Source organism: Kocuria palustris (assembly GCF_007666205.1).
GTDB lineage: Bacteria > Actinomycetota > Actinomycetes > Actinomycetales > Micrococcaceae > Kocuria > Kocuria palustris_A.
Genome location: NZ_VDOR01000002.1, coordinates 274322 through 299673, shown reverse-complemented (window position 1 = coordinate 299673; position 25352 = coordinate 274322). Strand labels below are relative to the sequence as shown.

The following is a 25352-nucleotide window of genomic DNA, read 5'->3' as shown; positions in this document are numbered from 1 at the left end:
TCGATCCTAACGACGAGCGCCCCGGCCTGCGGCGACGGCCGGGCCCTCCGCGGCGGCAGGCGGGCGCAGGTTGGAGACGAGCAGCAGGGAGACGACGACGAAGAGCATGACGAGCGCAAGGGCCTGGCGCACGCCCACGAGCTCGCCCAGCAGCCCGAGCAGGGGCGGTCCGCCCAGGAAGGCGCCGTAGCCGATCGTCGACACGACCGAGACGCCGGCCGCCGCGCGGCGCGGGTCGTCGGCCGCCGCGGACATGCCCACGGGGAAGCCGAGCGAGGCGCCGAGGCCCCACAGGAACAGGGAGACCATGCCGACGGGCAGCGACGGGGAGAAGACGAACACGCCCAGCCCGACCAGGGCCAGGGCGCAGGCCGTGCGCAGCACCGGGAGGCGCCCGAACCGGTCGATCAGCCACGTGCCGCTGAGCCGGCCGGTGGTCATGGCGGCCACGAAGATGCCGTAGCCGATAGCGCCCAGGTGGGCGGGGGCGTCGTAGCCGTCGGTGATCGCCAGGGCGACCCAGTCGTTGGCCGCGCCCTCGGTCAGCGCCATGCCGAGCACGAAGACGCCCACCAGGATCGTGCGCCGGTCGCGCCAGGCGTCGCCGACCCCGTACGAGGGGTCCGTTGCGACGGCGGCGGGCTCGCGGGCCCGCCCGTCGGAGTCGAGGTCCAGCCGCTGCAGGGTCCCGGTGATGATCGGCATCTGGGAGGAGACGGGATTCGCCTCGGGCGCGGTCGCCGAGGCGCGCCGCTCGCCCTGGAAGCGCGGCAGCGCGAGCGCCACGAGCAGGCCCATGGCCAGTGCCATGCCGCCGACGTGCCACACCACCGGCACGCCCCCGGCGGTGGCCAGGGAGCCGACCACGGCCCCCGTGACGGTGCCGATCGAGAAGAAGGCGTGCATCAGCGGCATGATGCTGCGTCCCATGGCGCCCTCGAGCGCTGCTCCCTCGACGTTGGAGGCGACGTTCCAGGTCGCGGAGCCGAGTCCGAACAGCAGCATCCCGACGGCCGTGGCCGCGACGGAGCCGAGCAGGCTCACCCCGACCCCGATGAGGATCATCCCGAGCACCACCAGCCCCGCGGTGACCGCGATCGTGCGCCTGGCCCCCAGCCGCATGACGGTCATGCCCGAGGTGGAGACGGAGGCGAAGGCCGCGATCGTCTGCGTCAGCAGCAGGGCGCCCATGGCCGCGGGACCCAGGCCGAGCTGCTCGGAGATCGCGGGGATCCGCGTCAGCCACGCGGAGATCGCGATGCCGGAGGCGAAGTAGACGGCGAAGACCGCCAGGCGCCACGGGCGCAGGCTCGGGCCGGAGGAGCCGCCGCTCAACGGCAGGACACCACGGCCTGGGCCTTCACCAGGACCTTCTGCGGGGCCGCCGCGGCGGGATCGGCCTGCGGGTCGGAGAGGTCGGGGGCCGTCACCGTGAGATCGATGCGGGCCGTCCCCTCCTCCTCGTCCAGGGCGCCGACGACGCCGACGACGCTCAGCGCGGTGGACGGCTCGATCTCGACGGAGCCCTCCCGGACGCCGTCGGGCACCACGACCGGCTTGGTGAAGCGCGTCTGGACGTCGATCACGCGGGCGGGATCGCCGGCCCAGTCCGCGACGACCTGCATGGCCGCGCCCATGGTGAGCATCCCGTGGGCGATCACGTCCGGCAGCCCGACGGAGCGGGCGAACGCCTGGTTCCAGTGGATCGGGTTGAAGTCCCCGGAGGCGGCGGCGTAGCGCACCAGATCGGCTCGGGAGAGCTCGAGCTCGCGGCGCGCCACCTCCTGCCCCTTCTCGAGCTCGGCGAGCACGGGGGCGCTGTTCGCTGCGGTCACTGGTCGTCTCCTCTCACCAGCAGGGACGAGCGCGCGGTCGACACCGGCCGCCCCTGAGGGTCCGTGATCTCGGTGCGGAACGTCACCATGGCGCCGCTGCCCACGGATCGCACGGCATCGACCGTGGTGGCCGCGCTCAGCTCGTCGCCGACGACGATGGGGCGGGCATGCGTGAACCGCTGGTCCGCGTGGACCACGCGGGAGAAGTCGATCCCTGCCTCGGGATCGGCGACGACGGCGGCCTCGGCGCGCTGGGCGACGACGATCGCGAAGGTGGGCGGCGCCACCAGGTCGTCGTGCCCGAGGGCCCGGGCGGCCTCGGGATCCGTGTGCGCTGGGTCCTGGGCGCGCACGGCGGCGGCGAACGCGCGCACCGCCTCGCGGGAGACGCAGTAGGGCTCGATGGCCGGATACGTCCGGCCGACGAGCTCGGGGGTGATGGCCATGGCGGTGGAACCTCCCGGTCGATGCGTGGACCCGGTCGCGCTGCCGCGCAGGGGCGCCGGCGACGACGCGGTGCGGAAGCGGCCGAGCAGGTCGGAAGAGCCGAGGGGCTCTGCAATGACGGAAGCCCGCGATCCGCAGGGGATCACGGGCTTCCTGGTCCGTAGCGGTGGACGGGCTCGATCCGTCGACCTCACGATTATGAGTCGTGCGCTCTAACCAGCTGAGCTACACCGCCAGGAGAGATGATGATGCCCGCCTCCCCGTCATGACGCGGATGCGGGCCCTCATCTCGAGAGCCCCGACCGGGAATCGATCCCGGGACCTCCATCTTACCAAGATGGCGCTCTACCACTGAGCTATCGGGGCAACGGCGAATACTGTACAGCACACCTGCTCGGGACGTGAAATCGGCTCAGTCGTCCCCGTCGCCCTCCCAGGCATCGTCGTCCCACTCGTCGTCCCCGTCGTCATCGCCCCAGTCGTCGTCCGCGTCGTCGCCGCCGTAGTAGGGCTGGGGACGCTCCAGCGGGACCGGCACAGTGCCCCGATCCGGGGCCGGCGCAGGAGCCGGGGCCGGCGCGGGTGCCGGTGCGGGGACGGGGGCGGGAGCCGGTGCGCCCGTGTCGCCGGAGCCGCGGCCGGGCTCCTGCCCGGCCGCCTCCGGTGCGGTGCCCTGCGCGGGCCCTGAGCCCGGCGCGGGCCCCGATCCCCCGTCCGGGCCCGCGGCCGGCTCGTCGGCCGCGGGCTCTCCCCCGGCCTCCGTGCCGCTCGGCTCGCCGTCCGAGGCCCCGCCGGGCCCGTCCCGGAACGGGTCGCCGCTCGGGTCGTCCTCGGCCTCGCGGTCCTCCGGAGGCGCGGTCCGATCGGGCGCGGCCGTCTCCTGCGGCGCCTGCTGCTCGACGCCGTCGCCCAGGACATCGGGCTCGCCGGAGGCCGAGCCGATCGAGATCCACAGCGCGACGGCGATCGTCGCAGCGGCGACCAGAGCGAGGGCTGACCAGAGGAATCGCATGTCCCCCACAGTGCCGACGGCCGATGAGACGGCGATGAGGACCCGACGTGCTCCGGAGCCCCCCCGGGCTCGGCTCAGATCTCGGCCAGGCGGTAGCCGGTGCCGCGGACGGTGATGATCCGCTGCGCCCCCAGCTTGTTGCGCAGGTAGCGGACGTAGACGTCCACGACGTTCGAGGAGCCCTCGAAGTCGTAGCCCCAGACCTTGTTCAGCAGCAGGTCGCGGGTCAGGACCTGGCCGGGGTTCTCCAGGAAGACCTGGGCCATGGAGAACTCGCGGGCGGACAGCGCGATCTCCCGGTCCTCGACGAAGGCGCATCGCCGGGCGATGTCGAGGGTCAGGGTCCCGCACGAGATGCGGCCGTCGCTGTCCCCGGCCGCGCCGACCTGCCGCAGGCGCGCCTTCACCCGCGCCAGCAGCTCGGCGAAGCGGAACGGCTTGGCCAGGTAGTCGTCGGCCCCCGAGTCCAGCCCCTGGACCGTGTCCTCGACGGTGTCGCGGGCCGTGCACATGATCACGGGCATGGCCGAGCCGCCGGAGCGCAGCCGCGACAGCACCTCGAAGCCGTCCAGGCCGGGCAGCCCGATGTCGAGCACGAGCAGGTCGTAGATCCCGGTGCTGGCCAGGTCGAGGGCCTCGACCCCGTCCTCGACCACGGTGGTCTCGTAGCCGGAGGCGCGCAGGCCCTTCTGGATGAAGCGGGAGATCCTCTCCTCGTCCTCCGCGATCAGGATGTTCGCCATCGGTGCCTGCCCCCTCGGGAGTCGTCGCCGTGCACGGGCCGTCCCCGCCCGGGCAGGCTCGCACGCTCAGATGAGAGGCGCAGGAGAGTCCCGCCGGTCGTCACGGGCCGGCGGCCGGCCGAGGCTCGATCTCCCCTGCGGCGCTGTCCGGCATGCTGTCGAGCTGGATCTCGGGGACCGCCCCGCCGACGGCCGCCGGGTCCGAGCCGTCGGCCGACGGCCCGTGCTCGGGCAGGTGCAGGGTGAACCAGGACCCCCGGCCCGGCGAGGAGCGCAGCCCCACCCGGCCCCCGTGGCCGGCCGCGATGGCCGAGACGATGGACAGCCCCAGGCCCGACCCCTCGACGGTGCGCCCGGCGGCCGCCCGGCCGAAGCGCTCGAAGATGCGCAGCTGATCGGCGTGGGCGATCCCCTCGCCGGTGTCGCGGACCCACAGCTCGAGCCTGCGGCTTCCCGCCCGGCGGGCGTCGTCCACCCACATGGCCCCGAGCGCGATCGTGTCGCCCTCGTCGGTGTGCTTCACGGCATTGGCCGCCAGCTGGATGACCGCCTGCATGAGCCGCTCCCGATCCGCGGACAGGGCGCCGTCGGTCGAGACGTCCACGAGCCATCGGCGCTGCGCGGACAGGGCGCTGACCCGCGCGCAGGCGTCGTCCATGAACGCCTCCACCTCCATCGGCGCGGGGCGGATGAAGTCGGGGCGCCGCGACTTGGCCAGCAGCAGGAGGTCCTCGACCAGCCGGTTCATGCGCCCGATCTCGTCGAGCATCAGGTCCCGGGTCTCCGCGGCGTCCTTTGGGTCGTCCTCGTCCATCAGCTCGAGATTGCCCTGCAGGATCGTCAGCGGCGTGCGCAGCTCGTGCGCAGCATCGTCCAGGAACTGGCGCTGCTCCTCGAAGCCGGTCTGGATCCGGTCCAGCATGCTGTTGAAGTTCTCGGCCAGGTTGGAGATGTCCGAGTCCTGGCCGGGCACCTGGACCCGCTCGGAGAGATCGTGCGCCGAGATGGACTCCGTGGCCTCGCGCAGCCGGGAGATCGGCGCGGTCACCCGCCCGATCAGGAAGTACGCCACGGCCGAGGCCGCCACCAGGAACAGCAGCGAGATCAGGACGTAGCGCCACCAGGAGTCGATGATGTCAGCGCGGGCCGCGGTGATGTCCGTGGCGACGACCAGGTACCCCTCCTGCTCGTCGCCGGCGATGTCCACGTGGATGAGCCCGAAGCCGATGTCGCGGTCGTCGTGCTCGTCCATCGTGTGGACCGTCCGCCCCGGCTGCCCGTGCTCCCGCACGACCTCCTCGATCGCCTCGGGGCTGAGCCCCTCGCCTGCGGGCCCGTCGTACGTGTAGCGGACGTCGCCGTCGACCACGCCCACGATCACCTCGTTGTGGGCCGGCACGGAGGTGGACATGAAGGTCCACAGCAGGTGCTCGACGCTGTCGAAGGTGCTGTCGTAGGCGTCCTCCGGCGGCAGCTCGGTGGGGACGCGGTCCGCCTGGTCCTCGGAGGCCGAGGCCGGCCCGCGATCCAGCAGCCGCTGCAGCTCTCCCGCCTCCTGCTCGGTGCCCTGGACGACCGAGGTCTCGAGCTGGCCCAGGCGCACCCAGTGCGTGACGGCGCCGATCGCCAGGACCGTCAGCGCCGTGATCGTCACGACGACGACGAGGGCCCGTCCGCGCACCGACGACAGCTGCGAGCGCAGGGCGGCCATACGCGAGGCGGCGAAGGAGGCGGCGGTCATGGGCTCACGATACGAGAACGGCCCGCCGCGTCCGAGGGCGCAGGCGAGCAGGCCCCGTCATCGTGCGCGCCGCGATGGGGCGGCCGCGGACGGGGCCTGGACGAGCCGGCTCGGCGGCGCCGGGCCGGCGCGGCCGGAGGGGCTTCAGCGCGAGCCGTGGCGCTGGCCGCCCTTGCGGCCCCCGGTGAACTTCTTGTGGCCGCCGCCGTGCTCCGGGCGGGCCGACCGGCCGCCGCGGCGGCCGCCGCGATCGCTGCGGCCGCCGCCCTTGGGGCCGCGATCCTGGCGGATGTCGAGGCGCTGGCCGTTGATCTCGATCGCGCCCAGGCGCTCGAGATCCCCGCGGGAGAGATCGTCCGGCAGGCCGATCAGGGTGAACGACGGCTTGATCTCGATCGCGCCGATGTCCGAGCCCTTGAGCCCGCCCTCGTTGGTCAGCGCGCCCACGATCGAACCCGGGAGGGCGCGGTGCTTGTGCCCGACGGCCATCCAGTACGTGGCCTTGCCCTCCTCCGCGCGCGGCGCGCGTCCGCCGCGCTCCGAGCGCTCTGCGCGCTCGCGGTCCTTGCGCTTGGGCGGCTCGGGCAGCTCCTCGGCGAAGAACGGCTGGCCGCCCTGGGAGATCACGGCCAGGGCGGCGGCGACCTCGACCGGGTCGACGTCGTGCTTCTCGACATAGGCCTCGACCATGCTGCGGAAGGCTCCGAGGTCCTGCGACTCGATCGTGTCCGTGATCGACTGGGCGAACTGGTCCACCCGCGTGCGGTTCACGTCCTCGACCGAGGGCATGGCCATCTGCTCGACCGGCTGGCGGGTGGTCTTCTCGATCGCGCGCAGGAGGTACTTCTCCCGCGGGGTCATGAAGAGGATCGCATCGCCCGACCGGCCCGCGCGGCCGGTGCGGCCGATGCGGTGGACGTAGGACTCCGTGTCATGCGGGATGTCGTAGTTCACGACCAGGGAGATGCGCTCGACGTCCAGGCCGCGGGCGGCGACGTCCGTGGCGACGAGGATGTCGATCTTCCCGGAGCGCAGCTGCTCGACGGACTTCTCGCGGGCCTGCTGGGGGATGTCGCCGTTGATCGCGGCGGCGGCGTGGCCGCGGGCGCGCAGCTTCTCGGCGACCTCCTCGGTCGCGGCCTTGGTGCGCACGAAGACGATGATGCCGTCGTGCTCCTCCACCTCGAGCAGGCGGGTCATGGCCTCGAGCTTGTGCGCGCCCATGACCTGGAGGTACCGCTGGCGGATGTTGGTCGCGGTCGAGGTCTTCGCCTTGACCGAGATCTCCTCCGGGCTGCGCAGGTACTTCTGCGCGATCTTGCGGATCGCCGGCGGCATCGTCGCGGAGAACAGCGCGACCTGCTTCTCCTCCGGGGTCTGGGAGAGGATCGTCTCGACGTCCTCGGCGAAGCCCATGCGCAGCATCTCGTCGGCCTCGTCCAGGACCAGGTACTGGAGGTCCTGCAGCGTCAGCGACCCGCGCTTGAGGTGGTCGATCACGCGGCCCGGGGTGCCGACGACCACCTGGGCCCCGCGGCGCAGCCCGGCCAGCTGCGGCCCGTAGGAGGAGCCGCCGTAGACGGGCAGGACCGTGAAGTCCTCCAGCTGGGCGGCGTAGGAGGCGAAGGCCTCGCCGACCTGCAGCGCCAGCTCGCGGGTGGGGGCCAGCACGAGGACCTGGGTCGCGGCCGTCGGGCCGTTGAGATCGGCGAGCTCGGCCAGGCGGGACAGCGCGGGGACCGCGAACGCCGCGGTCTTGCCGGTGCCGGTCTGCGCCATGCCGACGACGTCGCGGCCCTCGAGCAGCACGGGGATGGTCGCGGCCTGGATGGGCGAGGGCTTCTCGTAGCCGATGCCCTCCAGCGCCGCCAGCACGCGGCCGTCGATGCCGAGCTCGGCGAAGGCCGGGACGGCCTGCTGGTCCTGCGGCTCGTCCTGGGCGGTCTCGGCGCCCTGGCTGCCGCGGGTGTTCTGGTCGGGGGTCCTGTCGCTCATCCGAGCTCCTCACGGGGGTAGAGCGCACGACGAAGCCCCGCAGTCGATGCGGTCTCCGGAAGTGGGCTGCACATGGCTCCGGTGCTCCCCGAGTGCGGACGGCGTCCTGCGCCGTGAACCGCACGGCAGCCGGCCTCGAAGAGGGCCGGAGCGGGTGCGGTGGGACTCGCGCGGCCTCGGCGGGCCGCTGAGCACCGGCGATGCGACGTCGGTGCACGACAGATCCAGGGATCGGACCGGAATGGTCGGCTCAGCCTAGCGCACGGGCGCCCTCCTCCGGCGGGGCCCGGCGGCCATCGTGAGCAGAGACACCCCGAGCGCTGCGCTGTCGGCGGCTCGTGCCACGATCATCGCCATGTCCAGCACCCTCTCCCCCGCCGACCGCACGGGGCTCGCTGCCGCGGCATCGGCGCCCGAGGCCCTCGCGGCCCCGCGCGCCGACGGGGGCCGCCGGCGGCGCTGGAGCCCCGACGGCCCGCTGGATCTCGCGCAGTCGCTCGGCCCACTGACCCGCGGCGAGCGCCACACCACGGCTCGCGCGGAGTCCCGGGACCGCGTCTGGATCACCGCGCGCGTGGGCGATACCCCGGTCACGGCGCGGTTCTCCCGCGCCGGGGACCTCGACCCGCTGCGCCGCGACGTCGTGGTCGACGCCTGGGGGGCGGGCGCTGCGGCCTTCCTCGAGGAGGCGCCGCGGTGGTGCGGGCAGGACGACGACTGGAGGGCCTTCGAGGACTCCGCCTCGTGGTCGCTGCTTCCCGAGCAGCTGCGCCGATCCCGCCATGACAGCCCGGGGCTGCGGCTGATCTCCACGGGCCGGCTGTACGACGCGCTCGTGAGCGCCGTGCTGGAGCAGCGCGTCACGGGCCACGAGGCCGTCCGGGAGCAGCGCTGGCTCGCGCGCGCCCACGGCGACCCCGCACCGGGGCCCGCTCCGAAGGGGATGGCCGTGCTGCCCGCGCCCGAGCGGCTGCGACGCATCCCGTCGTGGTCATGGCACCGCGCCGGGGTCGATCCCGCCCGCTCGCGCACGCTGCAGGTCGTCGCGAGCCGCGCCGCGGCGCTGGCGCGCTGGGACCGGCGCCCCCCGGACGAGGAGCTCGAGCGGGCGCTCGCATCGCTGCCGGGAGTGGGTCCTTGGACCATCGCCGAGACCCTGCAGGTCAGCCATGGGGATCCCGATCGGATCAGCGTGCTCGACTACCACCTCGCCCATCACGTCACCGAGTACTTCGACGGGCGCCGCGGCGACGACGCCCGGATGCTCCGGATCCTCGAGCCCTGGAAGGGGCACCGGCAGCGCGTCGTGCGCCTGCTGCACGGCTCGAGCTGGTCCGCGCAGCGCAGGGGCCCGCGGCTGGCCCCGGAGGACCACCGGCAGCGCTGAGCCCGCGCCGGGACATGCGCCGAGCGGACAGGTCAGCACAGGCTGTCCTGTCTGGACAGGCCGGCCGGACCGGAGTTGCATCGGCCTCATGAGCGCCGCAGCCACTCCCTCCCCCATGCCCGAGCAGGACGACGAGGTCGTCGCCGAGCACCCCGAGCCTCAGCTCGAGGGCTACGGCGAGCGGATGAACCGCCTGCGGGCCGGGGTGCTGGGGGCGAACGACGGCATCATCTCGGTGGCCGCCACCCTGGTGGGCATCGCGGGCGCCACCACGGACAAGGGGTGGCTCGCGCTGGCGGCCTTCGCATCCGTGAGCGCCGGGGCTCTGTCGATGGCGCTGGGCGAGTACGTCTCGGTGTCCTCGCAGACCGACTCGCAGAAGGCCCTCATCGACCGGGAGAGGGACGAGCTCAAGCAGATGCCGCAGGCCGAGCTGCACGAGCTCGCCGGCCTGCTCGAGGCCAAGGGCCTGTCGAGGCCGACCGCGCTGCAGGCCGCGACGGAGCTGACGGCGGCCGACGCCCTGAGCGCCCACCTGGACATCGAGCTGGGGCTCGACGCCGAGGACATCCCCTCCCCGATCGGCGCGGCCGTCTCCTCCGGGCTGGCCTTCACGCTGGGCGCCCTCCTGCCGGCGCTGGCCATCCTCCTGCCGCCGGCGTCGATCGCCGTGCCGCTGACCTTCGTCGCCGTGCTGGCGGCGCTGGCACTGACCGGCTGGCTGGGCGCGCATCTGGGCGGGGCTCCGCACCGGATGCGCGCAGTCGCCCGGCTGGTGCTCGGCGGAGGCGCGGCCCTGGCGATCACCTACGCGATCGGCGCCCTCGTCGGCATGTGAGGCCTCCGGCCGAGGACGCGCCGTGAGCCGGCAGCGGACGCGAGCCGGATCCAGGCACGGCGAAGGGCGCCCCCGCTCGGGGGCGCCCTTCGCCGTGTTCTGCGGATCGGGGTCGCTGCCATGCCGCCGCCGCACGGGCGTCGGCGGCCGGTCGGCGGCCTCAGGACCGGTCGTCGCCCGACTCGGCCTCGGCCTGCTGCTCGGCGACCTTCTGGTGGACCTCTTCCATGTCCAGGCCCTTCACGGCCTCGACGACCTCGTCGAGGCTCGACTCGGGCAGCGCACCGGCCTGGGAGAAGACGAGCACGCCCTCCCGGAAGGCCATGAGCGTGGGGATCGAGCTGATCTGGGCAGAGGCGGCCAGCATCTGCTGGTCCTCGGTGTCGACCTTGCCGTGCACCACGTCCTGGTGCTTCTCCGAGGACGCCTCGAACGTGGGTGCGAACTGCTTGCAGGGGCCGCACCAGTCGGCCCACCAGTCCAGCAGGACGATGTCGTTCTGGGTGAGGGTCTCCTGCAGGTTCTCCTGGGTGATCTCAACGGTAGCCATGGCACTCACCCTACGGACCGGTGGAGATCGCGTCAGGCCCGGTTCGCCCTCGGTGGACGCGCCGCCCTCCGCGCCGGACGGGGGCTGCGAAGGCGGCCGGGCCGCCGCGGTCGTCCCCGGGGCCGGTCCGCGCCGAGACGACGGACGCCCCGGATCCCATGGGATCCGGGGCGTCCGTCGGGTCCTGCAGCATGAGGACCTCGGGTGGCAGATGAGGGATTCGAACCCCCGAAGGCAGTGCCAGCTGATTTACAGTCAGCCCCCTTTGGCCGCTCGGGTAATCTGCCGCGACCGCGCCGGCGGACCGGCGCAGGAGATGCTCCCTGTGCGGGAGCACTGCAACTTTACTGAATCACCGCCCGCGGGCCAAATCCCCCGACGAGGAGGCTCCCCGCGGTCGAGGGCGCTCGGCCCTCGGAGTCAGCCGGGCCAGGAAGGCATCGGCCTGCTCGCGCGAGACGTCGCCGCGGGCCACGGCCTGTGCGAGCTCTTCGGCGACGCCGTCCAACCGGGGGTCGCGGCGGCCGGTGGACGGGGGCCGGCGGAGGTGCGCTGCCCCGGCGCGCGCTGCTGCGGGCTTGTCGATCAGGTCCATGTCTCCATGCTCCGACGTTCACCTGTGCGAATCATGAGGGCTGCATCACGATTCGATCACGGCTCCTAGACTGGGGCCCGAAAGGCCCGTGATCACGCGGGAGATGCCCCCGGAGCCCGTCCGAGGCCGTTCGGCAACCGCGATGACTTGTTGCCGCGGATGCCGACGCCGAGGTCTGCTCCGATGACCCGAGCCCCAGGAGGCGCACCATGGCCAGCGATTCCACCTTCGACGTCGTGAGCAAGGTCGACAAGCAGGAGGTGTCCAATGCGATGAACCAGGCGCAGAAGGAGGTCGCCCAGCGCTACGACTTCCGCGGCGTGGGAGCAGAGATCGACTTCTCCGGCGAGAAGATCCTCGTCAAGGCCAGTTCGGAGGAGCGCGCCAAGGCCGTGCTCGACGTCTTCCAGTCCAAGCTGGCCAAGCGCGGGATCTCCCTCAAGTCCCTGGACCCGGGCGAGCCCTATGCCTCGGGCAAGGAGTACCGGATCGAGTCCTCGATCAAGGAGGGCATCGCCCAGGACGAGGCCAAGAAGATCACCAGGATCGTGCGCGACGAGGGCCCCAAGGGCGTCAAGGCCACGATCCAGGGCGACGAGCTGCGCGTCTCCTCGAAGTCCCGCGACGACCTCCAGGCCACGATCGCCCTGCTCAAGGGCAAGGACCTCGACGTGGACCTGCAGTTCATCAACTTCCGCTGACGGGCGGGCCGCACGGCGGCGCCGTCGAGCACATACGAGGGGCGGCCGGGAGCGCGATGCTCCCGGCCGCCCTCGTGCGTGCGGCTCCGCCGTGTCCCCGGGTCAGCCGTTCTCGACCATGCCCTGCAGCCGCTGGATGCGCTCGGCCGTGGGCGGGTGGGTGCTGAACATGCGGGACAGGCCGCCGCCGCGGAACGGATTGGCGATCATCATCGACGACGTGTTGACCACGGACTGGTCCCCGGTGGACAGCGGCCTGGCGTTCACCCCGTGCTCGATCTTGTTCAGCGCGCTGGCCAGGGCCAGCGGGTCCCCGGTGAGCCGGGCGCCGGCCTCGTCCGCGTCGAACTCGCGGGTCCGCGAGATCGCCATCTGGATCACGCTCGCCCCGACCGGCGCCAGGAAGGCCACGGCCAGGGCCGCCAGCGGATTGCCGCGCTCGTCCCCGCCGCGGCCGAAGACCGCGGCGAACTGGAGGAACTGGGCGATCGAGGTGATGATGCCCGAGATCGCCGCGGCCACCGACGACGTGAGGATGTCGCGGTTGTAGACGTGCTGCAGCTCGTGCCCCAGAACGCCGCGCAGCTCGCGCTGGCTGAGCAGCTGGAGGATGCCCTCGGTCACGCACACGGCCGAGTTCTGCGGATTGCGGCCGGTCGCGAAGGCATTGGGGCTCGACGTCGGCGAGACGTAGAGCCGCGGCATGGGCTGCTGGGCGCGATCGGAGAGCTCGCGGACGGTGGCGTGGAGCCACGGCGCCTGCTGCTCGGAGACCTCGACGGCGCGCATGGAGCGCAGCGCGAGCTTGTCGCTGTTCCAATAGCTGTAGGCCGTGGTCCCGAGCCCGATGAGCGCGAACAGCAGGATGAACACGGAGCTGCCCGAGCTCACCGCCAGCCCGTAGCCGATCAGGATGAGCAGCCCCCACATCCCGCCGAGCAGGGCTGCGGTCTTCAGGCCGTTGAAATGTCGGTGCATCCGCGAAGGTCTTCCTCTCGATCGGCCCCGGGCGGGCCACGTCGGTCGTGCGCCCGGTCTGCGGGCCTCAGCCGCTTGCGGGCGGGCCCGCGCCGAGCGGGCCCCCGTCAGTCGGCAACCGGCTGACTCAGCCGGCTGTTCCCCCGCCCGACGTATTCGGGGCCGGGGCCCAGTATCCGTCCAGGTCCGGGAAGAGCGTCTGCCAGAGCACATCCCATTCCGAACGGGGCACCCAGATCCACGTGCTCCCGCCCTCGGAGGCCGGCGGCCGCCCGGGATCCGTCCCTCCGTCGTACGGCACCGGAGCGGTGGGCTCCGGGGTCGGCTCGGGAGCGGGCTCCGACGGGGGCGGCGGGGTCGGCTCGGGCGACGGCTCTGGGGCGGGTGTCGGCGTCGCGGTGGGTTCGGGTGCCGGCGCAGGAGCGGGCTCGGGCGTCGGCGCGGGGGTGGGCGTCGGAGACGGCTCGGACCCGGGCTCAGGGGCGGGCGCCGGGGTCGTGGTGGGGTCGGGGGCCGGCGCGGTCGGTTCCGCACTCGGCTCGCGCGACGGTCCCGGGCTCGGCTCGGGCGACGGCTCCGGGCGCGGGTCGGGCTCGGGCGAGGGCTCCCCGCTCGGCTGCGGCGCGGGTTCCGACGTGGCCTCCGGGCTGGGCTCCGGGGCCGGGTCGGGGGTGGGCTCGGGAGCCGGCTCCGGGCGCGGGGCGGCACCAGCGTCAGCCGACCGCTCCGAACCCGGTCCAGGGGCCGGCTCCGGTTCAGGCTCCGGGTTCGGAGCGGGCGCAGGTTCCGGCTCGGGCCCCGGCTCCGGAGCCGGTTCACCATCGGCATCGGCCGGGGGCATCGCCGAGCCGGCATCCTCCTCGCTGGCCGCGGCAGTGTCATCAGCAGGGGCCTCCGCCTCGGCTGTCTCGCCGCTCGGAGCGGACTCGGCGGGCTCGGCGCTGCCCGGCGCGTCGGCCCCCGGGTCCGCGGTCGGAAGGAGCGCATCGGCCTCGCTGTCCGGCCGGGGGCCCGGGTCGCCGGGAGCCTCGTCTCCCGCCCCCGGGCCGCCCGTCTCCTCGGGCGCGGCCCCTCCGGTCCCGGAGTCCTGCGCGCCCGCGTCCCCGCCCTCGCCGGGCGGGGCCTGCTCGACGCCCTCCTCACCGCGCGGCGGCGGGCCTGCCGCCCCGATGCCGCCGCCCTCCTCGGCCTCCGCCGGCCGGCGGTCCTCTGCGGCGGAGCCGCCTTCGGCAGCCCCGTCTCCCGCGCCGTCGGGCCGGGACGGAGCCGGGTCGCCCTCTGCGGGTGCGGGCGCCGCCCCCTCGCCCCCGGCGGAGAGCCCGGTGCCGCCGCCGGTCTCGGACTCGGCCGGCGCGGCGGCGCCGTCCGCACTGCCCTGCTCCCCGCCTTCGGACGGGTCGGCCGCGTTCTCGCTCCCCGGGCCGGGGGCATCGCCCTGAGCGCCGTCGCCGGCCCCGCCGCCGAAGGCCAGGAGCCCGTCCGAGGAGGACTCGGCATCTCCCGGGCTCGGGCTCTCGGGCGCGGCAGTGGGCTCCCGTCGCAGCATGACGCCCCGGGAGTCGTCGTCCGCGTCGCCGAACAGGGAGCCGTCGGAGGTGTCGCGCTCCTCGCTCTCGGCGGTCTCGTCGTCGTCCGAGCCGTCCGCCGAGCCCTCGCCGGCGGGGAACGGCAGCCCGCCGAGCGTCGTGGCCCCGCCCTCGTCGTCCTGCACGAGGGTGATCACTCCGAGTCCGACGAACGAGACGGCGGCCGCCGCGGCCATCGCGCCCACGGCGACCTTGAGCCCGATCCCGCCGGCGATGCCGGCACCGGCACCCGCCCCGGCACCACCGGCGGTGCCGCCGGCCTTCTCGGAGCCCGCTCCTGCGGCTCCGGCACCGGCCGCGGCCGCCGGGTCGCCGGGCCCGGCATCCGCACCGGCCTCGGCCCCGGCGGGATCGCCCGAGGCGGGCTCCGCAGCCCCGGCGGCCGCGGACTCCTCGGCCGGCCCTCCGGCGTCGGGGGCCGCCAGGCCCGTTCCGGAGGCCAGCAGCGCTGCGAGGACCTTGGACTCCGTGCCCCACAGCGGCAGCGCGGCCAGCACGGGCAGGACCCAGACCCGCATGCCGACGCCCGTGTCCTCGAGCTGGAGGTACTCGGCCGTGCAGCGCGGGCATTCGTCGAGGTGCTGCTGCAGCTGCGTCCTGCGGCGCGAGGCCAGGCTGCCCGAGACGAACGACCCGAGATCGCCGGCGAACTCGGGGCAGGCGTTGGTGGCCTCGGCGGAGACCTGGGCCTGGAGATAGGCGCTCTGCAGACCCTCCCTGGCCCGCTTGGCCAGCGCGGAGACCGCGTTCGGGCTGATGCCCAGCTCCTCGGCGGCCGCGGCCGGCTTCATCTCCTCGACCTCGGTGTGCCACAGGACGGCCTGCCACCGCTCCGGCAGCGATCCGTAGGCGCTGGCGACGGCGGCGGCCTCGCACTGGCGCACCACGACGTCGTCGAACTCCTCGGGCCGATCCAGCTCGTGCTCGTCGTCCGAGGGCCGCACCCGCCCCTGGGCCAGGCCGTGGTCGACGGCCAGGCGCCCGATGGTGGTGACGAGGTAGCTGCGCATGTGCTTGCGCGGGCCGCCGCCGCGGCGGATGACGCTGAGCACCCGGGCGAAGGCCTCCGAGACGAGGTCCTCCGCGTCGTGGAGATTGCGCGTGTGCATCCGCGCCACGTTCAGCGCAGTCGATCGGTGCCGCTCGTACAGCGCGGCGTAGGAGCCGTCGTCGCCGGCACGGGCCGATTCGAGCAGCACCTCATCGGCCAGGGGCTCGTCCTCGGCCTGCGGGTCCTCGAACCCGGCCTGCCGCGCCGGCTCGGCCGGATCCGCCGGGGCTCCCGCGTCCTGAGGACCGGCCCCAGGGCGCGCGCCATCGCCGGGGGCGGCGGGCAGGTCGTCTGCCTGCGGCTCGCCGCTCCGGTCGGGATGCTCGTGCTGAGGGTTCATGGGCGCGCCATCGCTCTCGGACAGGGGGTCACGCTCTCCCGCCTCCGGTCTGGGCACCGGGAGGCACCGGGCCGAGGCTCCGCGGCGGAGCCGGCGGCCGTCGGCGGCCTCGTCCCGGCAGGCCGCCATGCCTCGGGCGGAAGAGCGGCCGTCACGTGCCGATCCTAGGCACCGCCGCAGTCCCGGACCAACCTGTGACCGAGGGCGCCGGATCGCGGCCATGCGGAATCGCCCCAGATCAGCCCCCGGAACGCCGGCAGGTCATGTGACTCGGGACACGCACTTGTTGTGACTTCCTCAGAATTGCGGGTAGAGTGACGGACATGCGGACACGAGCACTCGACACGGACCCCGATCGGGCTCCGACGACCGAGGGCCCCGCTGTGACCAGGGACGACTGGAGCAGGCGGCTGAGGGCCCAGGGGCGTCGGGTGACCCGGCAGCGCCTCGCGGTGCTGGCGGCGGTGCAGACGCACCCGCACAGCTCGGCCGAGCGGATCGCAGGCCTCGTGCGCGAGGAGCTGCCGAGCATCACCACCCAGTCCGTGTACGTGGTCCTCACGGACCTCACGGGCCTGGAGATGCTGCGCAAGTTCGAGCCGCCGGGCCGCCCGGCGCTCTACGAGACCCGCACCGGGGACAACCATCACCACGCGTACTGCGTGCGCTGCGGCACCGTCGAGGACGTCGACTGCGCCGTGGGCGAGGCACCGTGCCTCACCCCCGCGCAGGACCACGGCATGGTCCTGCTCTCCGCCGACGTCCTGTACCGCGGCATCTGCCGGGAGTGCCGAGCCGCCGAGGCGGCAGCCGGCGGACCGGCCGGAGCCGCCCCATCGACACCCGGAGCGGTCGCAGCTGCCGACTGACCCGGGCCGTGGACGGTCCTGCACCCGCAGGACCGCCCCACGACCACCGCAAGATCACCTCACCAGGAGGAACACCGTGGCCGACAAGAACATCTACGAAGAGGGACTGCGCTCCACCGGCGAGTTCACGACCGACCAGCTGGGCAAGCCCGTCCAGTCGGACGCCCACTCGCTGACGAGCGGCGGCCCGGACGGCATCATCGCGCTGCACGACTCCTACGTCGTCGAGAAGCTGGCGGCCTTCGACCGCGAGCGCGTCCCGGAGCGCGTCGTGCACGCCAAGGGCGGCGGCGCCTTCGGCGAGCTCGAGATCACCGAGGACGTCTCGCAGTACACCCGGGCGGCGGTCTTCCAGAAGGGGACCAAGACCCCCATGCTGGCCCGCTTCTCCACCGTGGCCGGCGAGCAGGGCTCGCCCGACACCTGGCGCGACCCCCGCGGCTTCGCGCTGAAGTTCTACACGACCGAGGGCAACCTCGACATCGTGGGCAACAACACCCCGATCTTCTTCGTCCGCGACGGCATCAAGTTCCCGGACTTCATCCACTCGCAGAAGCGCCTGCCCGGCTCGGGCCTGCGCGACAACACCATGCAGTGGGACTTCTGGACCCAGTCCCCGGAGTCGGCCCACCAGGTCACCTACCTCATGGGCTCGCGCGGCATCCCGAAGACCTGGCGCCACATGAACGGCTACGGCTCGCACACCTTCCAGTGGGTCAACGACGCCGGCGAGCGCTTCTGGGTGAAGTACCACTTCATCTCGGAGCAGGGCGTCGAGGGCCTGACCGGCGAAGAGGCCGCGCAGATCGCCGGCCAGGACGCGGATCACCACCGCCGCGACCTGTACGACTCGATCGAGAAGGGCGACTACCCCGCCTGGTCCGTCGAGGTGCAGATCATGCCGTACGAGGACGGGAAGACCTACAAGGTCAACCCCTTCGACGTCACCAAGACGATCTCGCACAAGGACTACCCGCGGAAGAAGATCGGCCGGTTCGTGCTCAACCAGAACCCGCTGAACTACTTCGCGCAGATCGAGCAGGCGGCGTTCTCCCCGGGCAACACCGTGCCGGGCCACGAGATCTCCCCGGACAAGATGCTGATGACCCGCGTGTTCTCCTACCCGGACACGCACCGCCACCGCATCGGGGCGAACTTCGCGGACCTGCCGGTCAACTACCCGCACTACGCGCAGAACAACTCGTACTCGCACGACGGCCCCATGCGCTACACCTTCAAGGGCCCGAACCAGCCCGTGTACGCCCCCAACTCCGTCGGCGGGCCCGTGGCGGGCCAGGGCGTCAAGCCGGCCGACGAGATGGCCTGGGAGACCGACGGCGAGATGGTCCGCGCAGCCGCGACCCTGCGCGAGGAGGATGACGACTTCTCGCAGCCCGGTCGGCTGTACTCCGAGGTCATGGACGCCGAGGAGCAGCAGATCCTGGTGGACAACATCGCCGGGCACGTCGGCGACGTCCACGACGAGACGATCAAGGAGCGCGCCTTCCAGTACTGGGAGAACGTGCACCCGGAGCTCGGCAGGCGCGTGCGCGAGGCGGAGGCGGCCAACCGCGGCTCCGACGCCAAGTACGTGTGATCCGACGGATCGCCGCGCGGGCCGCTGAGCCCGTGTCGACGGCAGCGGGCCCCCGACCGATCGGTCGGGGGCCCGCTGCCGTCCGGCTCCTGCGGCCCGGTCCGCGCGAGTCCGGGCGTCAGCGCCCGTCCGGGGAGAACGGCTGATCACCGGGCAGCGCGCCCGGGTCCTCGTCGGCGGAGGCGGGGTCCCGGTCCTCCTCGGCCTCGCGCTGCTCGGCCAGCTCGGACTCCTCCAGGGAGGCCAGGAGGCGGAAGATCTCGTCCATCTCGAACACGGCCATCGGCGCCTTGGCGTTGACCCGGATCCGCCGGGCCCCCGAGTCCAGGGCCAGGCGCAGGACGTCGCGGCCCGAGGCCGCCCGCGCCTCGAGCGCGGGGTCCAGCGCCGCCACCTCGACGGCCGAGGTGAAGACGTAGAGCGTGTCCGCCGTGCCGTCCTCGTTCGCGGCGAAGACCGGCGGCGGCACGGCCCCGTCGCGCGGGGGCTCCGTGGCCAGGATCAGTCGGGAGTCCCGCCCGACCATGCCCCCCAGGACCTGCGGGATGCTCCCGCTGACGAGTCCGCCCTTCACGATGTCGTTGCGCGGCGAGGACATGGCCCACTCGATCTGCCGGCGCGGGATCCGGCAGGAGGCCGCCCCCGGGTCGATCACGAGCTGGTCGTACTGCCCGTCCTGGAGCATGATGCGCAGCGGGACGAGCGAGGGCTGCTGCAGCAGCGTGGGCTCGCCCGACTCCCCCGCGAACCTCCGGTAGGCCTCGCGAGCCCCCTCCTCCGACGTGAACACGGCCAGGGCAACGGTGCCGTCGTCCTCGCGCAGGCTCTGCAGCCGGATCGTGGAGTCCGGCCCGGGCTGCTCGCCACCGGGCCCCGGCACCAGATCGGAGCCGCTGGCGTCCAGCACCACGACTCCCTGCATGGCCTGACGCAGCACCTCGATCATGGTCTCGTCCGAGGGCGCGGCCGCGAAGCTCAGCACCGCCTCCCGCAGCAGCGGATTCACCGTGGCCTCCGACTGGGCCGAGGCCACGTCCTCCGGTGCCAGGACCGGGATCGCCTCGTCGGCCTCCGCTGCCATGTCCCCCAGCCAGGCCGGGACGCGGTCCTCCGTGCGCGGGAAGCGCTCGAGATGCTCGAGGGCGTCGGCGATCTCGTAGGGCCCCTCGTCGCCGAAGACCGCCGGGCGGTCGTCGAAGGAGTGCTGGGCCGTGAACCGGTGCTCGGGATCCGGCCAGCCGTCGGCGATCACGATGACGCTCGTGGCGAACCAGGTGCCCCGGCCCGGGCGGTAGCTCAGCGACTGGAGGCGCTCGATGCTGCGCAGGACGGGGCTCTGGGCGTTGAGCGGACCGACCGTCCCCGGCCGGACTCGGCCGTCGCGCTCCTCCGAGATGCGCACCCAGACGCGGCCGCCCTGCGGCTTGACATCCAGGATCATCCGCCGCCAGCCGGGCTGGGCGTCGACGACCCCCAGGACCCACTGCCCGATCGTGCGCAGCTCGTCCTGGAGGATCTGCGTGATCTGCGCATCCGAGAGCTGCTCGGCGCTGTGGGCCCCGGAGCGGCGTCCGGAGCGGGCGGGTGCGGGGGTCGGCTCCTGCGTCATGGGATCAGCCTATCGAGACCGGTCTGCCGCGCGGTCGGGCCCTGCCATTGCTAGCCTGTGCCCCATGACGACAACACTGCAGCAGCTGATCGACGATTCGGTCTTCATCTCGACCGAGCACCAGGCGCGTCTGGCCGAACTGAGCCAGGGCGTCGAGTGGGACGTCGACTTCTCCGCGCCGTCCTTCACGCTGCAGTCCGACCCGCCCGTGGTCCTGACCCCTCACCTGCTCGGCACCGATTCCACGAGCCGCGGCTCGTGGATCTGGGCCTGGCAGGAGCTCGGCCACTTCCCGCCCGAGGTCGTCGCCGCCGCTGTCCAGGCCCGGCAGACCGGTGCCCGCGGCGACGTCCGCGAGCTGATCACCGACGAGATCGACAGCGAGGACGGCCTGGCCCGCCGGCTCACCCTCGCGGCCAAGACCGTCACCGGGATCTGGGCCCACTACCCCGCGCGCGTGGGAGGCCATGTCACGGCCTGGCTGCTGCTGGAGGGCTCGGAGCTCGAGCTGCCGGCCCTGAGCGTCGAGACCATGATGCGCGTGATCGCCGAGGCCCTGCAGACCGGCACCGCCGAGGACCACAGCCGCGCGGTGGACTCCTACGTCCGCCTGCGCGGAGCCCACATCGAGTGGGACACCGAGGCCACCTGCGTGATCACCACGCGCACGGGCGCCCAGCGGCTGTGGTTCGAGGACCGCAGGATCGACGCCGCGGAGTCCGCCGACCCCCTGGTGGGCGAGCAGGAGCTCCTCGCGCTGGAGGAGCAGGCCGCGGCCCGCCGCCAGGCCCTGCGGGCCGACCGCGACGACGCGCTGCGGATCGCCGCCGAGCAGACCGAGCGCGACCGCGCCGCCCGGGACGCCGAGGAGCAGGCCCGCCGCGAGGCCACTGCCGCCCGGGAGCGCGCCGAGGCGGAGGCCGCCGAGGCCCCGGTCGAGGCCGCCGAGGCTCCTCCGCTGCCCGCCGAGCTCTCCCGCGAGGAGCTCGAGGCCCCGGTGCCGAGCTCCGAGCAGCCCGTGGCGGCGCGGGAGGACGAGCCGGCCTACGAGGTCTCCCACGACGAGCGCCGGGAGGAGCCTGTCGTCACGTACGGCGGCGCCGCGGCCGATGACGACCTCCCCTTCGATCAGGATCCGCGCCGCGACGTGGAACCGGGCGAGGTCACCACCTCGACCGTGCCGGTCGCCGATGCGGAGCCGGCCCGCGAGCCGGTCGCCGAGCGCGTCGTCGAGACCGAGGACGTCCGCGTCGTCGAGCGCGAGGAGGTCCGCACGGACGAGCGCGCCGAGCAGACCGAGGCGCGGGAGCCTGCCGTCGGCACGGCCGAGGAGGCCGAGGTCATCGACCGCATCGGCGCCGACGAGCTCAGGGAGCAGGAGGCGGACGTGGAGGAGCAGACCGTGGCTCCCGCCGACGCCGAGGCCGCCCAGCCCCGCAAGAAGGGCTTCCTCAGCCGCTTCTTCGGACGGTGAGCGACTCCCCGGAGGAGCCGGGGGCCGTCGTCGACGACCGCCGGGTGCGCAATCCCCGCCGCGGGCTGCTCCAGGGCGCGGCCGCGTACTCCCTGTGGGGGGTGCTGCCGCTCTACTTCGTCGCGCTGCTGCCGGCGGGCCCGTGGGAGATCGTGTCCATGCGCATCGGCTTCGCGCTGGTGCTGTGCCTGATCCTGCTGGCGGTCTTCGGCCAGTTCGGCCGCTTCCTCGAGGCGCTGCGCACCCCCAGGGTGCTGGGCATCCTGGCGGTGGCCGCGGTGCTCGTGGGCCTCAACTGGACCCTCTACACGGTCGCCGCGACCACCGAGCGCACGCTCGAGGCCTCTCTGGGGTACTTCATCAACCCCCTGGTCTCCATCCTGCTGGGAGTCCTGGTGCTGCGCGAGCGGCTGCGTCCCCTCCAATGGGGCGCCCTGGGGCTCGGGGCGCTCGCAGTGCTCGTGATGTCCGTCTTCTACGGCGAGGTCCCCTGGCTCTCGCTCGGGCTGGCCTTCACGTTCGGGTTCTACGGCCTCGTGAAGTCCCTGGTCGGCGGCAGCTGGCCCGCGCTGGCCACCCTCTCGGTCGAGACCCTGGTCCTGCTGGTGCCCTCCGCGGTCATCGTCGGCCTGCTCGTCCGGCAGGACGCGCTGGTCTTCGGGACCGCCGGGACGGGGCACACGGCGCTGATGGTCGGCACCGGGGTGATCACCGTGGTGCCCCTGCTGCTCTTCGGCCTGGCCGCGGCCAATCTGCCCCTGAGCACGGTGGGGATGCTGCAGTACATCGCCCCGATCCTGCAGTTCGTCGTGGCCGTGGCCGTCCTGCACGAGCACATGCCGCCCGAGCGCTGGGCCGGGTTCTTCGTCGTCTGGGCGGCGGTCGCGCTCATGATCGCCGACGCGCTCCTGGCGGATCGCCGGCGCCGCCGCCTGCGCGCCGCGAGCACGCCCGGCGGTCCCGTCGACGGCGCGCGCTGATCGGGGCCGGCCCGGGGCGATCAGTCGTCCTGCTCCTCCGGCGACCTGCGAAGGTGCAGCAGAGAGGCGACCAGGCCGCCCCAGACCATCACCATGGCGACGATCATCATGATCAGTGCGGGGGTGCTCATCGGATGCTCTCCTCGGTCTCGGTGCGGCTCCCGGTCCGGGCCGCCGTCGTGCTGTCCGTCGCGTGCTCCGGCCGGGCCGCCCACGGCTCCGTGCCGCGGCCCAGGGGCGAGTGCCCGCTGGTGCCGAGCAGGCGGCGGTCCAGGACGGGGTCCAGGATGGGAGGCGCCGGGGACTCCTGGGCGGCGCGCGAGCCCGCGCTCCACGGGATGCGGGTCATGAGCCAGGCCAGGACGGGCAGCGCCAGGGCCATGCCCCAGCCGAAGACGCCCACGTACCAGCCGGGGTAGCCGCCGTAGCCCTCGGACAGCGTGGTGCCGAGCTGCCCGACGAGTGAGTAGCCCAGCACGACGACGCCCAGCCCGCCGACCAGCAGCATCCAGGTGCGGCCGAGCCGGAACGTGGACACCGAGTTCAGGTGATCGCGCAGCACGGGCAGCGCCGTGAGGCCGGCCGTGAGCAGGACGACCGCGACCAGCGCCACCAGCATGATGCCGAAGTTGTTGACGAAGGCATCGGCCACGTCGAGCAGGCTCAGGCCGGTGGTCGTGGGGAAGAGCACGAGCGACACGAGCGCCAGCGGGATGGAGACCACGAGCACGGCCGGGACGCGGGACAGGCCCAGCTTGTCCTGGAAGCCCGCGATGACGACCTCCACGATCGAGATCAGGGACGTGAAGCCGGCGAACGTCAGGGCCCCGAAGAACAGCACGCCGATCAGGGTTCCCGCCGGGGCCTGGGAGATGATCGTGGGGAAGGCGATGAACGCGAGGCCGATGCCGTTGGTCGCGACGTCGCCGACGGCGACCCCGGATGCCGTGGCCATGAAGCCGAGCGCGGCGAACACGCCGATGCCCGCGAGGATCTCGAAGCTCGAGTTCGCGAAGCCGACCACGAGCGCGGAGCTGGTGAGATCGGTCTTCGGCTTGAGGTACGAGGCGTAGGTGACCATGATCCCGAAGCCGACGGACAGCGAGAAGAAGATCTGCCCGTACGCGGCCATCCACACCGAGGGATCGGCCAGGGCGGTCCAGTTCGGGGTGAACAGCGCGTCCAGGCCCATGGCCGCGCCGTCGAGCGTGAGCGCGATGACCACCATGACCAGGAACATCACCACCAGCAGCGGCAGGAAGATCACGTTGAAGCGCCCGATGCCCTTCTGCACGCCGAGCGACATCACGGCGATCAGCACGCCCCACACGAGGATCATGCCGACGAGCACCTGGGGCACGAAGTCGAAGCCGGGGGCCACGGTGTCGGCGACCTGGAGGTACTGCCCCATGAAGAAGCCCTCGGGATCATCGCCCCAGGCCTTCGTGACGGAGAAGATCGTGTACGACCCGGCCCAGGCGAGGATCGCGGCGTAGTAGACGGCGATGACGCAGCAGATGGCCAGCTGCCACCAGCCCAGGACCTCGGCCTTGGGGTGCAGGCGGCGGAAGGCCAGCGGGGCCGACGCGCGGTAGCGGTGGCCCACGGCGTAGTCCAGCATCAGCAGCGGGAGCCCGGCCGTCAGCAGGGCCACGAGGTACGGGATCATAAAGGCGCCGCCGCCGTTCTCGTACGCGATGTACGGGAAGCGCCAGATGTTGCCCAGCCCGATGGCGGAGCCCATGGCGGCCAGGATGAAGACGGTGCGGCTGGAGAAGGCCTCGCGCTCGTGCTTCGAGCCGGCATTCTGCGCCGCAGGGGCGTGGGGTGAGGACACGTTCCACCTCGAGGGTTCAGGGCTCGACGGTGCGCACCGCATCCGCCGCCTCGCGATCGAGGTCATCTCCCCGGCATCGGGAGCATTTCAGCGGTGCATTTATACCCCATGCTCAGGAGCGTCGGTGAACCATGTCACGTCCGAAGGCCTGCAGGGCCGACTTGGCGGGGGTCTCGGGAAGGGGAGCGAGGGCCGCGAGGGCATCGTCGACCCATTCCTGCGCCACGCCCCAGGAGCGCTCGACGGCCTCGTGGGCGCAGATCGCCTCGACGGCCGCCCTCAGCGCGTCGTCGCTCGTCAGATCCGCATCCACGAGCTCGAGCACGCGGACGGCGGAGTCGTCGCCGGCCTCGGCCATGCGGCGCAGCATGAGCACCGGCAGGGTCGGCACGCCCTCGCGCAGGTCCGTCCCGGTGGTCTTGCCCGTGACCGACGACGGGGAGGTGATGTCGATGATGTCGTCGGCCAGCTGGAAGGCCACGCCGATCTTCTCGCCGTAGGCCTCCATGGCCCGGCGGACCTCCCGATCCGCCCCGGAGAGCTGGATCCCGTAGATGCCGCAGGCGGCGATGAGCGATCCGGTCTTCCCGCTGAGGACCTCGAGGTAGTGCTCGAGGGCATCGGCGCCCTCCGGGACGCCCGAGGTCTCCTTGAGCTGGCCCTCGACCAGGCGCGCGAAGGCGTCGGCCTGGACCTTGAAGGCATCGCCGGGCAGGTCGGCCACGAGGCTCGAGGCCCGGGCGAAGATCAGGTCCCCGGTCAGGATCGCCACGGAGTTGCCCCACACCGTGTGGGCCGCGTCCACCCCGCGGCGCACGGGCGCGGAGTCCATGACGTCGTCGTGGTACAGCGAGGCCAGGTGCGTCAGCTCGACCACCACGGCTGCCTCGATCACGTCGTCGTTGATGCCGCCGCCGACCTGGGCGCTGAGCAGGGTGAGCAGCGGGCGGACCCGCTTGCCCCCGGCCTGCAGGAGATGGGAGGAGGTGATCTCGATCAGGGGGTCCGAGCTGCGCACGGCCTCGCTCAGGCGCCGCTCGATGGCCAGGAGGCCCTCGACGAGCTGTGGTCCGAGCACGTCGTCCTGAGCGGCCGCCGCGAAGCTCGGGGGCAGGAAGCCCACGGGCGAGGCGGCGTCGTCGGCGGAGCGCGCGGAGGCCGGGGAGGAGTCAGTCACGATCGGACAC

The 25352-nt window shown here is 73.1% G+C and carries 22 protein-coding genes and 3 tRNA genes; 7 read left to right on the top strand and 18 right to left on the bottom strand.

Going from position 1 to position 25352, the window contains the following annotated elements; genetic code table 11:
- Positions 1 to 6: 6 nt before the first annotated feature.
- The 9 genes from FSY66_RS03450 to FSY66_RS03410 form a co-directional block, all read right to left on the bottom strand.
- Positions 7 to 1335 carry an MFS transporter gene (locus FSY66_RS03450; protein ID WP_144791284.1) on the bottom strand — a complete coding sequence of 443 codons (1329 nt, stop codon included), beginning with the start codon at positions 1333 to 1335 and terminating at the stop codon, positions 7 to 9.
- Complete coding sequence (locus FSY66_RS03445) at positions 1332 to 1835, bottom strand: MaoC/PaaZ C-terminal domain-containing protein (protein WP_144791282.1); 504 nt, start codon at positions 1833 to 1835, stop codon at positions 1332 to 1334. The genes FSY66_RS03450 and FSY66_RS03445 overlap by 4 nt, the downstream gene beginning before the upstream one ends.
- The gene (locus tag FSY66_RS03440; protein ID WP_144791280.1) at positions 1832 to 2281 is read right to left on the bottom strand and encodes an FAS1-like dehydratase domain-containing protein; all 450 of its coding nucleotides are present in this window, start codon (positions 2279 to 2281) and stop codon (positions 1832 to 1834) included. Before FSY66_RS03440 ends, FSY66_RS03445 begins: the two co-directional genes overlap by 4 nt.
- A 162-nt stretch (positions 2282 to 2443) precedes the next feature.
- A tRNA-Met gene (locus tag FSY66_RS03435) sits at positions 2444 to 2517 on the bottom strand.
- A gap of 59 nt (positions 2518 to 2576) precedes the next feature.
- Positions 2577 to 2648 (bottom strand) — tRNA-Thr (locus FSY66_RS03430).
- Between the two features lie 46 nt (positions 2649 to 2694).
- Positions 2695 to 3294 (bottom strand): hypothetical protein, encoded by a 600-nt coding sequence (locus tag FSY66_RS03425; RefSeq protein ID WP_144791278.1) that lies wholly within the window; start codon positions 3292 to 3294, stop codon positions 2695 to 2697.
- Positions 3295 to 3368: 74 nt separating this feature from the next.
- The gene (locus tag FSY66_RS03420; RefSeq protein ID WP_144791276.1) at positions 3369 to 4037 is read right to left on the bottom strand and encodes a response regulator transcription factor; all 669 of its coding nucleotides are present in this window, start codon (positions 4035 to 4037) and stop codon (positions 3369 to 3371) included.
- A 100-nt stretch (positions 4038 to 4137) separates the two neighbouring features.
- On the bottom strand, positions 4138 to 5778 hold the full coding sequence (locus FSY66_RS03415) for a sensor histidine kinase (RefSeq protein WP_144791274.1): 1641 nt from the start codon (positions 5776 to 5778) through the stop codon (positions 4138 to 4140).
- Positions 5779 to 5922: 144 nt separating this feature from the next.
- A complete protein-coding gene (locus FSY66_RS03410) occupies positions 5923 to 7773 on the bottom strand; it encodes a DEAD/DEAH box helicase (RefSeq protein ID WP_260853421.1) in 1851 nt (616 codons plus the stop codon).
- Between the two features lie 355 nt (positions 7774 to 8128).
- Here FSY66_RS03410 and FSY66_RS03400 point away from each other — a divergent pair, with 355 nt between their 5' ends.
- Both FSY66_RS03400 and FSY66_RS03395 read left to right on the top strand, forming a co-directional pair.
- Positions 8129 to 9160 (top strand): DNA-3-methyladenine glycosylase family protein, encoded by a 1032-nt coding sequence (locus FSY66_RS03400; protein ID WP_260853420.1) that lies wholly within the window; start codon positions 8129 to 8131, stop codon positions 9158 to 9160.
- 88 nt (positions 9161 to 9248) lie between these two features.
- The gene (locus tag FSY66_RS03395; protein ID WP_260853419.1) at positions 9249 to 9998 is read left to right on the top strand and encodes a VIT1/CCC1 transporter family protein; all 750 of its coding nucleotides are present in this window, start codon (positions 9249 to 9251) and stop codon (positions 9996 to 9998) included.
- Positions 9999 to 10158: 160 nt separating this feature from the next.
- On the opposite strand, the gene trxA is transcribed toward FSY66_RS03395, so the two are convergent.
- The 3 genes from trxA to FSY66_RS03380 all read right to left on the bottom strand — a co-directional run bounded on the left by trxA (position 10159) and on the right by FSY66_RS03380 (position 11143).
- A complete protein-coding gene (trxA, locus tag FSY66_RS03390) occupies positions 10159 to 10548 on the bottom strand; it encodes a thioredoxin (protein WP_144791272.1) in 390 nt (129 codons plus the stop codon).
- A 205-nt stretch (positions 10549 to 10753) separates the two neighbouring features.
- Positions 10754 to 10835, bottom strand: a tRNA-Tyr gene (locus FSY66_RS03385).
- A 65-nt stretch (positions 10836 to 10900) separates the two neighbouring features.
- Complete coding sequence (locus tag FSY66_RS03380) at positions 10901 to 11143, bottom strand: hypothetical protein (protein WP_144791270.1); 243 nt, start codon at positions 11141 to 11143, stop codon at positions 10901 to 10903.
- A gap of 209 nt (positions 11144 to 11352) precedes the next feature.
- Between FSY66_RS03380 and FSY66_RS03375 the strand changes: the two genes are divergently transcribed.
- Positions 11353 to 11844 (top strand): YajQ family cyclic di-GMP-binding protein, encoded by a 492-nt coding sequence (locus FSY66_RS03375; protein WP_144791268.1) that lies wholly within the window; start codon positions 11353 to 11355, stop codon positions 11842 to 11844.
- Between the two features lie 102 nt (positions 11845 to 11946).
- Here FSY66_RS03375 and htpX read toward each other — a convergent pair whose 3' ends face one another.
- Together htpX and FSY66_RS03365 are read right to left on the bottom strand one after the other, a co-directional pair.
- Positions 11947 to 12822 (bottom strand): zinc metalloprotease HtpX, encoded by an 876-nt coding sequence (gene htpX, locus FSY66_RS03370; protein WP_144791266.1) that lies wholly within the window; start codon positions 12820 to 12822, stop codon positions 11947 to 11949.
- Between the two features lie 127 nt (positions 12823 to 12949).
- Positions 12950 to 15799: a sigma-70 family RNA polymerase sigma factor gene (locus FSY66_RS03365; protein ID WP_144791264.1), complete on the bottom strand. Its 2850-nt coding sequence runs from the start codon at positions 15797 to 15799 to the stop codon at positions 12950 to 12952.
- A gap of 323 nt (positions 15800 to 16122) precedes the next feature.
- On the opposite strand from FSY66_RS03365, the gene FSY66_RS03360 reads away from it, so the two are divergent.
- Positions 16123 to 16668: a Fur family transcriptional regulator gene (locus tag FSY66_RS03360; protein WP_144791262.1), complete on the top strand. Its 546-nt coding sequence runs from the start codon at positions 16123 to 16125 to the stop codon at positions 16666 to 16668.
- Positions 16669 to 16744: 76 nt separating this feature from the next.
- Positions 16745 to 18265, top strand: a complete 1521-nt coding sequence (locus FSY66_RS03355) for a catalase (RefSeq protein WP_144791260.1) — start codon at positions 16745 to 16747, stop codon at positions 18263 to 18265.
- Positions 18266 to 18383: 118 nt separating this feature from the next.
- On the opposite strand, the gene FSY66_RS03350 is transcribed toward FSY66_RS03355, so the two are convergent.
- Positions 18384 to 19874: an SseB family protein gene (locus FSY66_RS03350; protein WP_144791258.1), complete on the bottom strand. Its 1491-nt coding sequence runs from the start codon at positions 19872 to 19874 to the stop codon at positions 18384 to 18386.
- A 64-nt stretch (positions 19875 to 19938) separates the two neighbouring features.
- Here FSY66_RS03350 and FSY66_RS03345 point away from each other — a divergent pair, with 64 nt between their 5' ends.
- Together FSY66_RS03345 and rarD are read left to right on the top strand one after the other, a co-directional pair.
- Positions 19939 to 21348: a DUF6882 domain-containing protein gene (locus FSY66_RS03345; RefSeq protein ID WP_144791256.1), complete on the top strand. Its 1410-nt coding sequence runs from the start codon at positions 19939 to 19941 to the stop codon at positions 21346 to 21348.
- Positions 21345 to 22328 carry an EamA family transporter RarD gene (gene rarD / locus FSY66_RS03340; RefSeq protein WP_260853418.1) on the top strand — a complete coding sequence of 328 codons (984 nt, stop codon included), beginning with the start codon at positions 21345 to 21347 and terminating at the stop codon, positions 22326 to 22328. The genes FSY66_RS03345 and rarD overlap by 4 nt, the downstream gene beginning before the upstream one ends.
- A 20-nt stretch (positions 22329 to 22348) precedes the next feature.
- On the opposite strand, the gene FSY66_RS03335 is transcribed toward rarD, so the two are convergent.
- The 3 genes from FSY66_RS03335 to FSY66_RS03325 all read right to left on the bottom strand — a co-directional run bounded on the left by FSY66_RS03335 (position 22349) and on the right by FSY66_RS03325 (position 25342).
- Positions 22349 to 22459, bottom strand: a complete 111-nt coding sequence (locus tag FSY66_RS03335) for a methionine/alanine import family NSS transporter small subunit (RefSeq protein ID WP_144791254.1) — start codon at positions 22457 to 22459, stop codon at positions 22349 to 22351.
- Positions 22456 to 24165 carry a sodium-dependent transporter gene (locus FSY66_RS03330; protein WP_144791252.1) on the bottom strand — a complete coding sequence of 570 codons (1710 nt, stop codon included), beginning with the start codon at positions 24163 to 24165 and terminating at the stop codon, positions 22456 to 22458. The genes FSY66_RS03335 and FSY66_RS03330 overlap by 4 nt, the downstream gene beginning before the upstream one ends.
- A gap of 112 nt (positions 24166 to 24277) precedes the next feature.
- The gene (locus tag FSY66_RS03325; RefSeq protein ID WP_144791250.1) at positions 24278 to 25342 is read right to left on the bottom strand and encodes a polyprenyl synthetase family protein; all 1065 of its coding nucleotides are present in this window, start codon (positions 25340 to 25342) and stop codon (positions 24278 to 24280) included.
- Positions 25343 to 25352 lie beyond the last annotated feature (10 nt).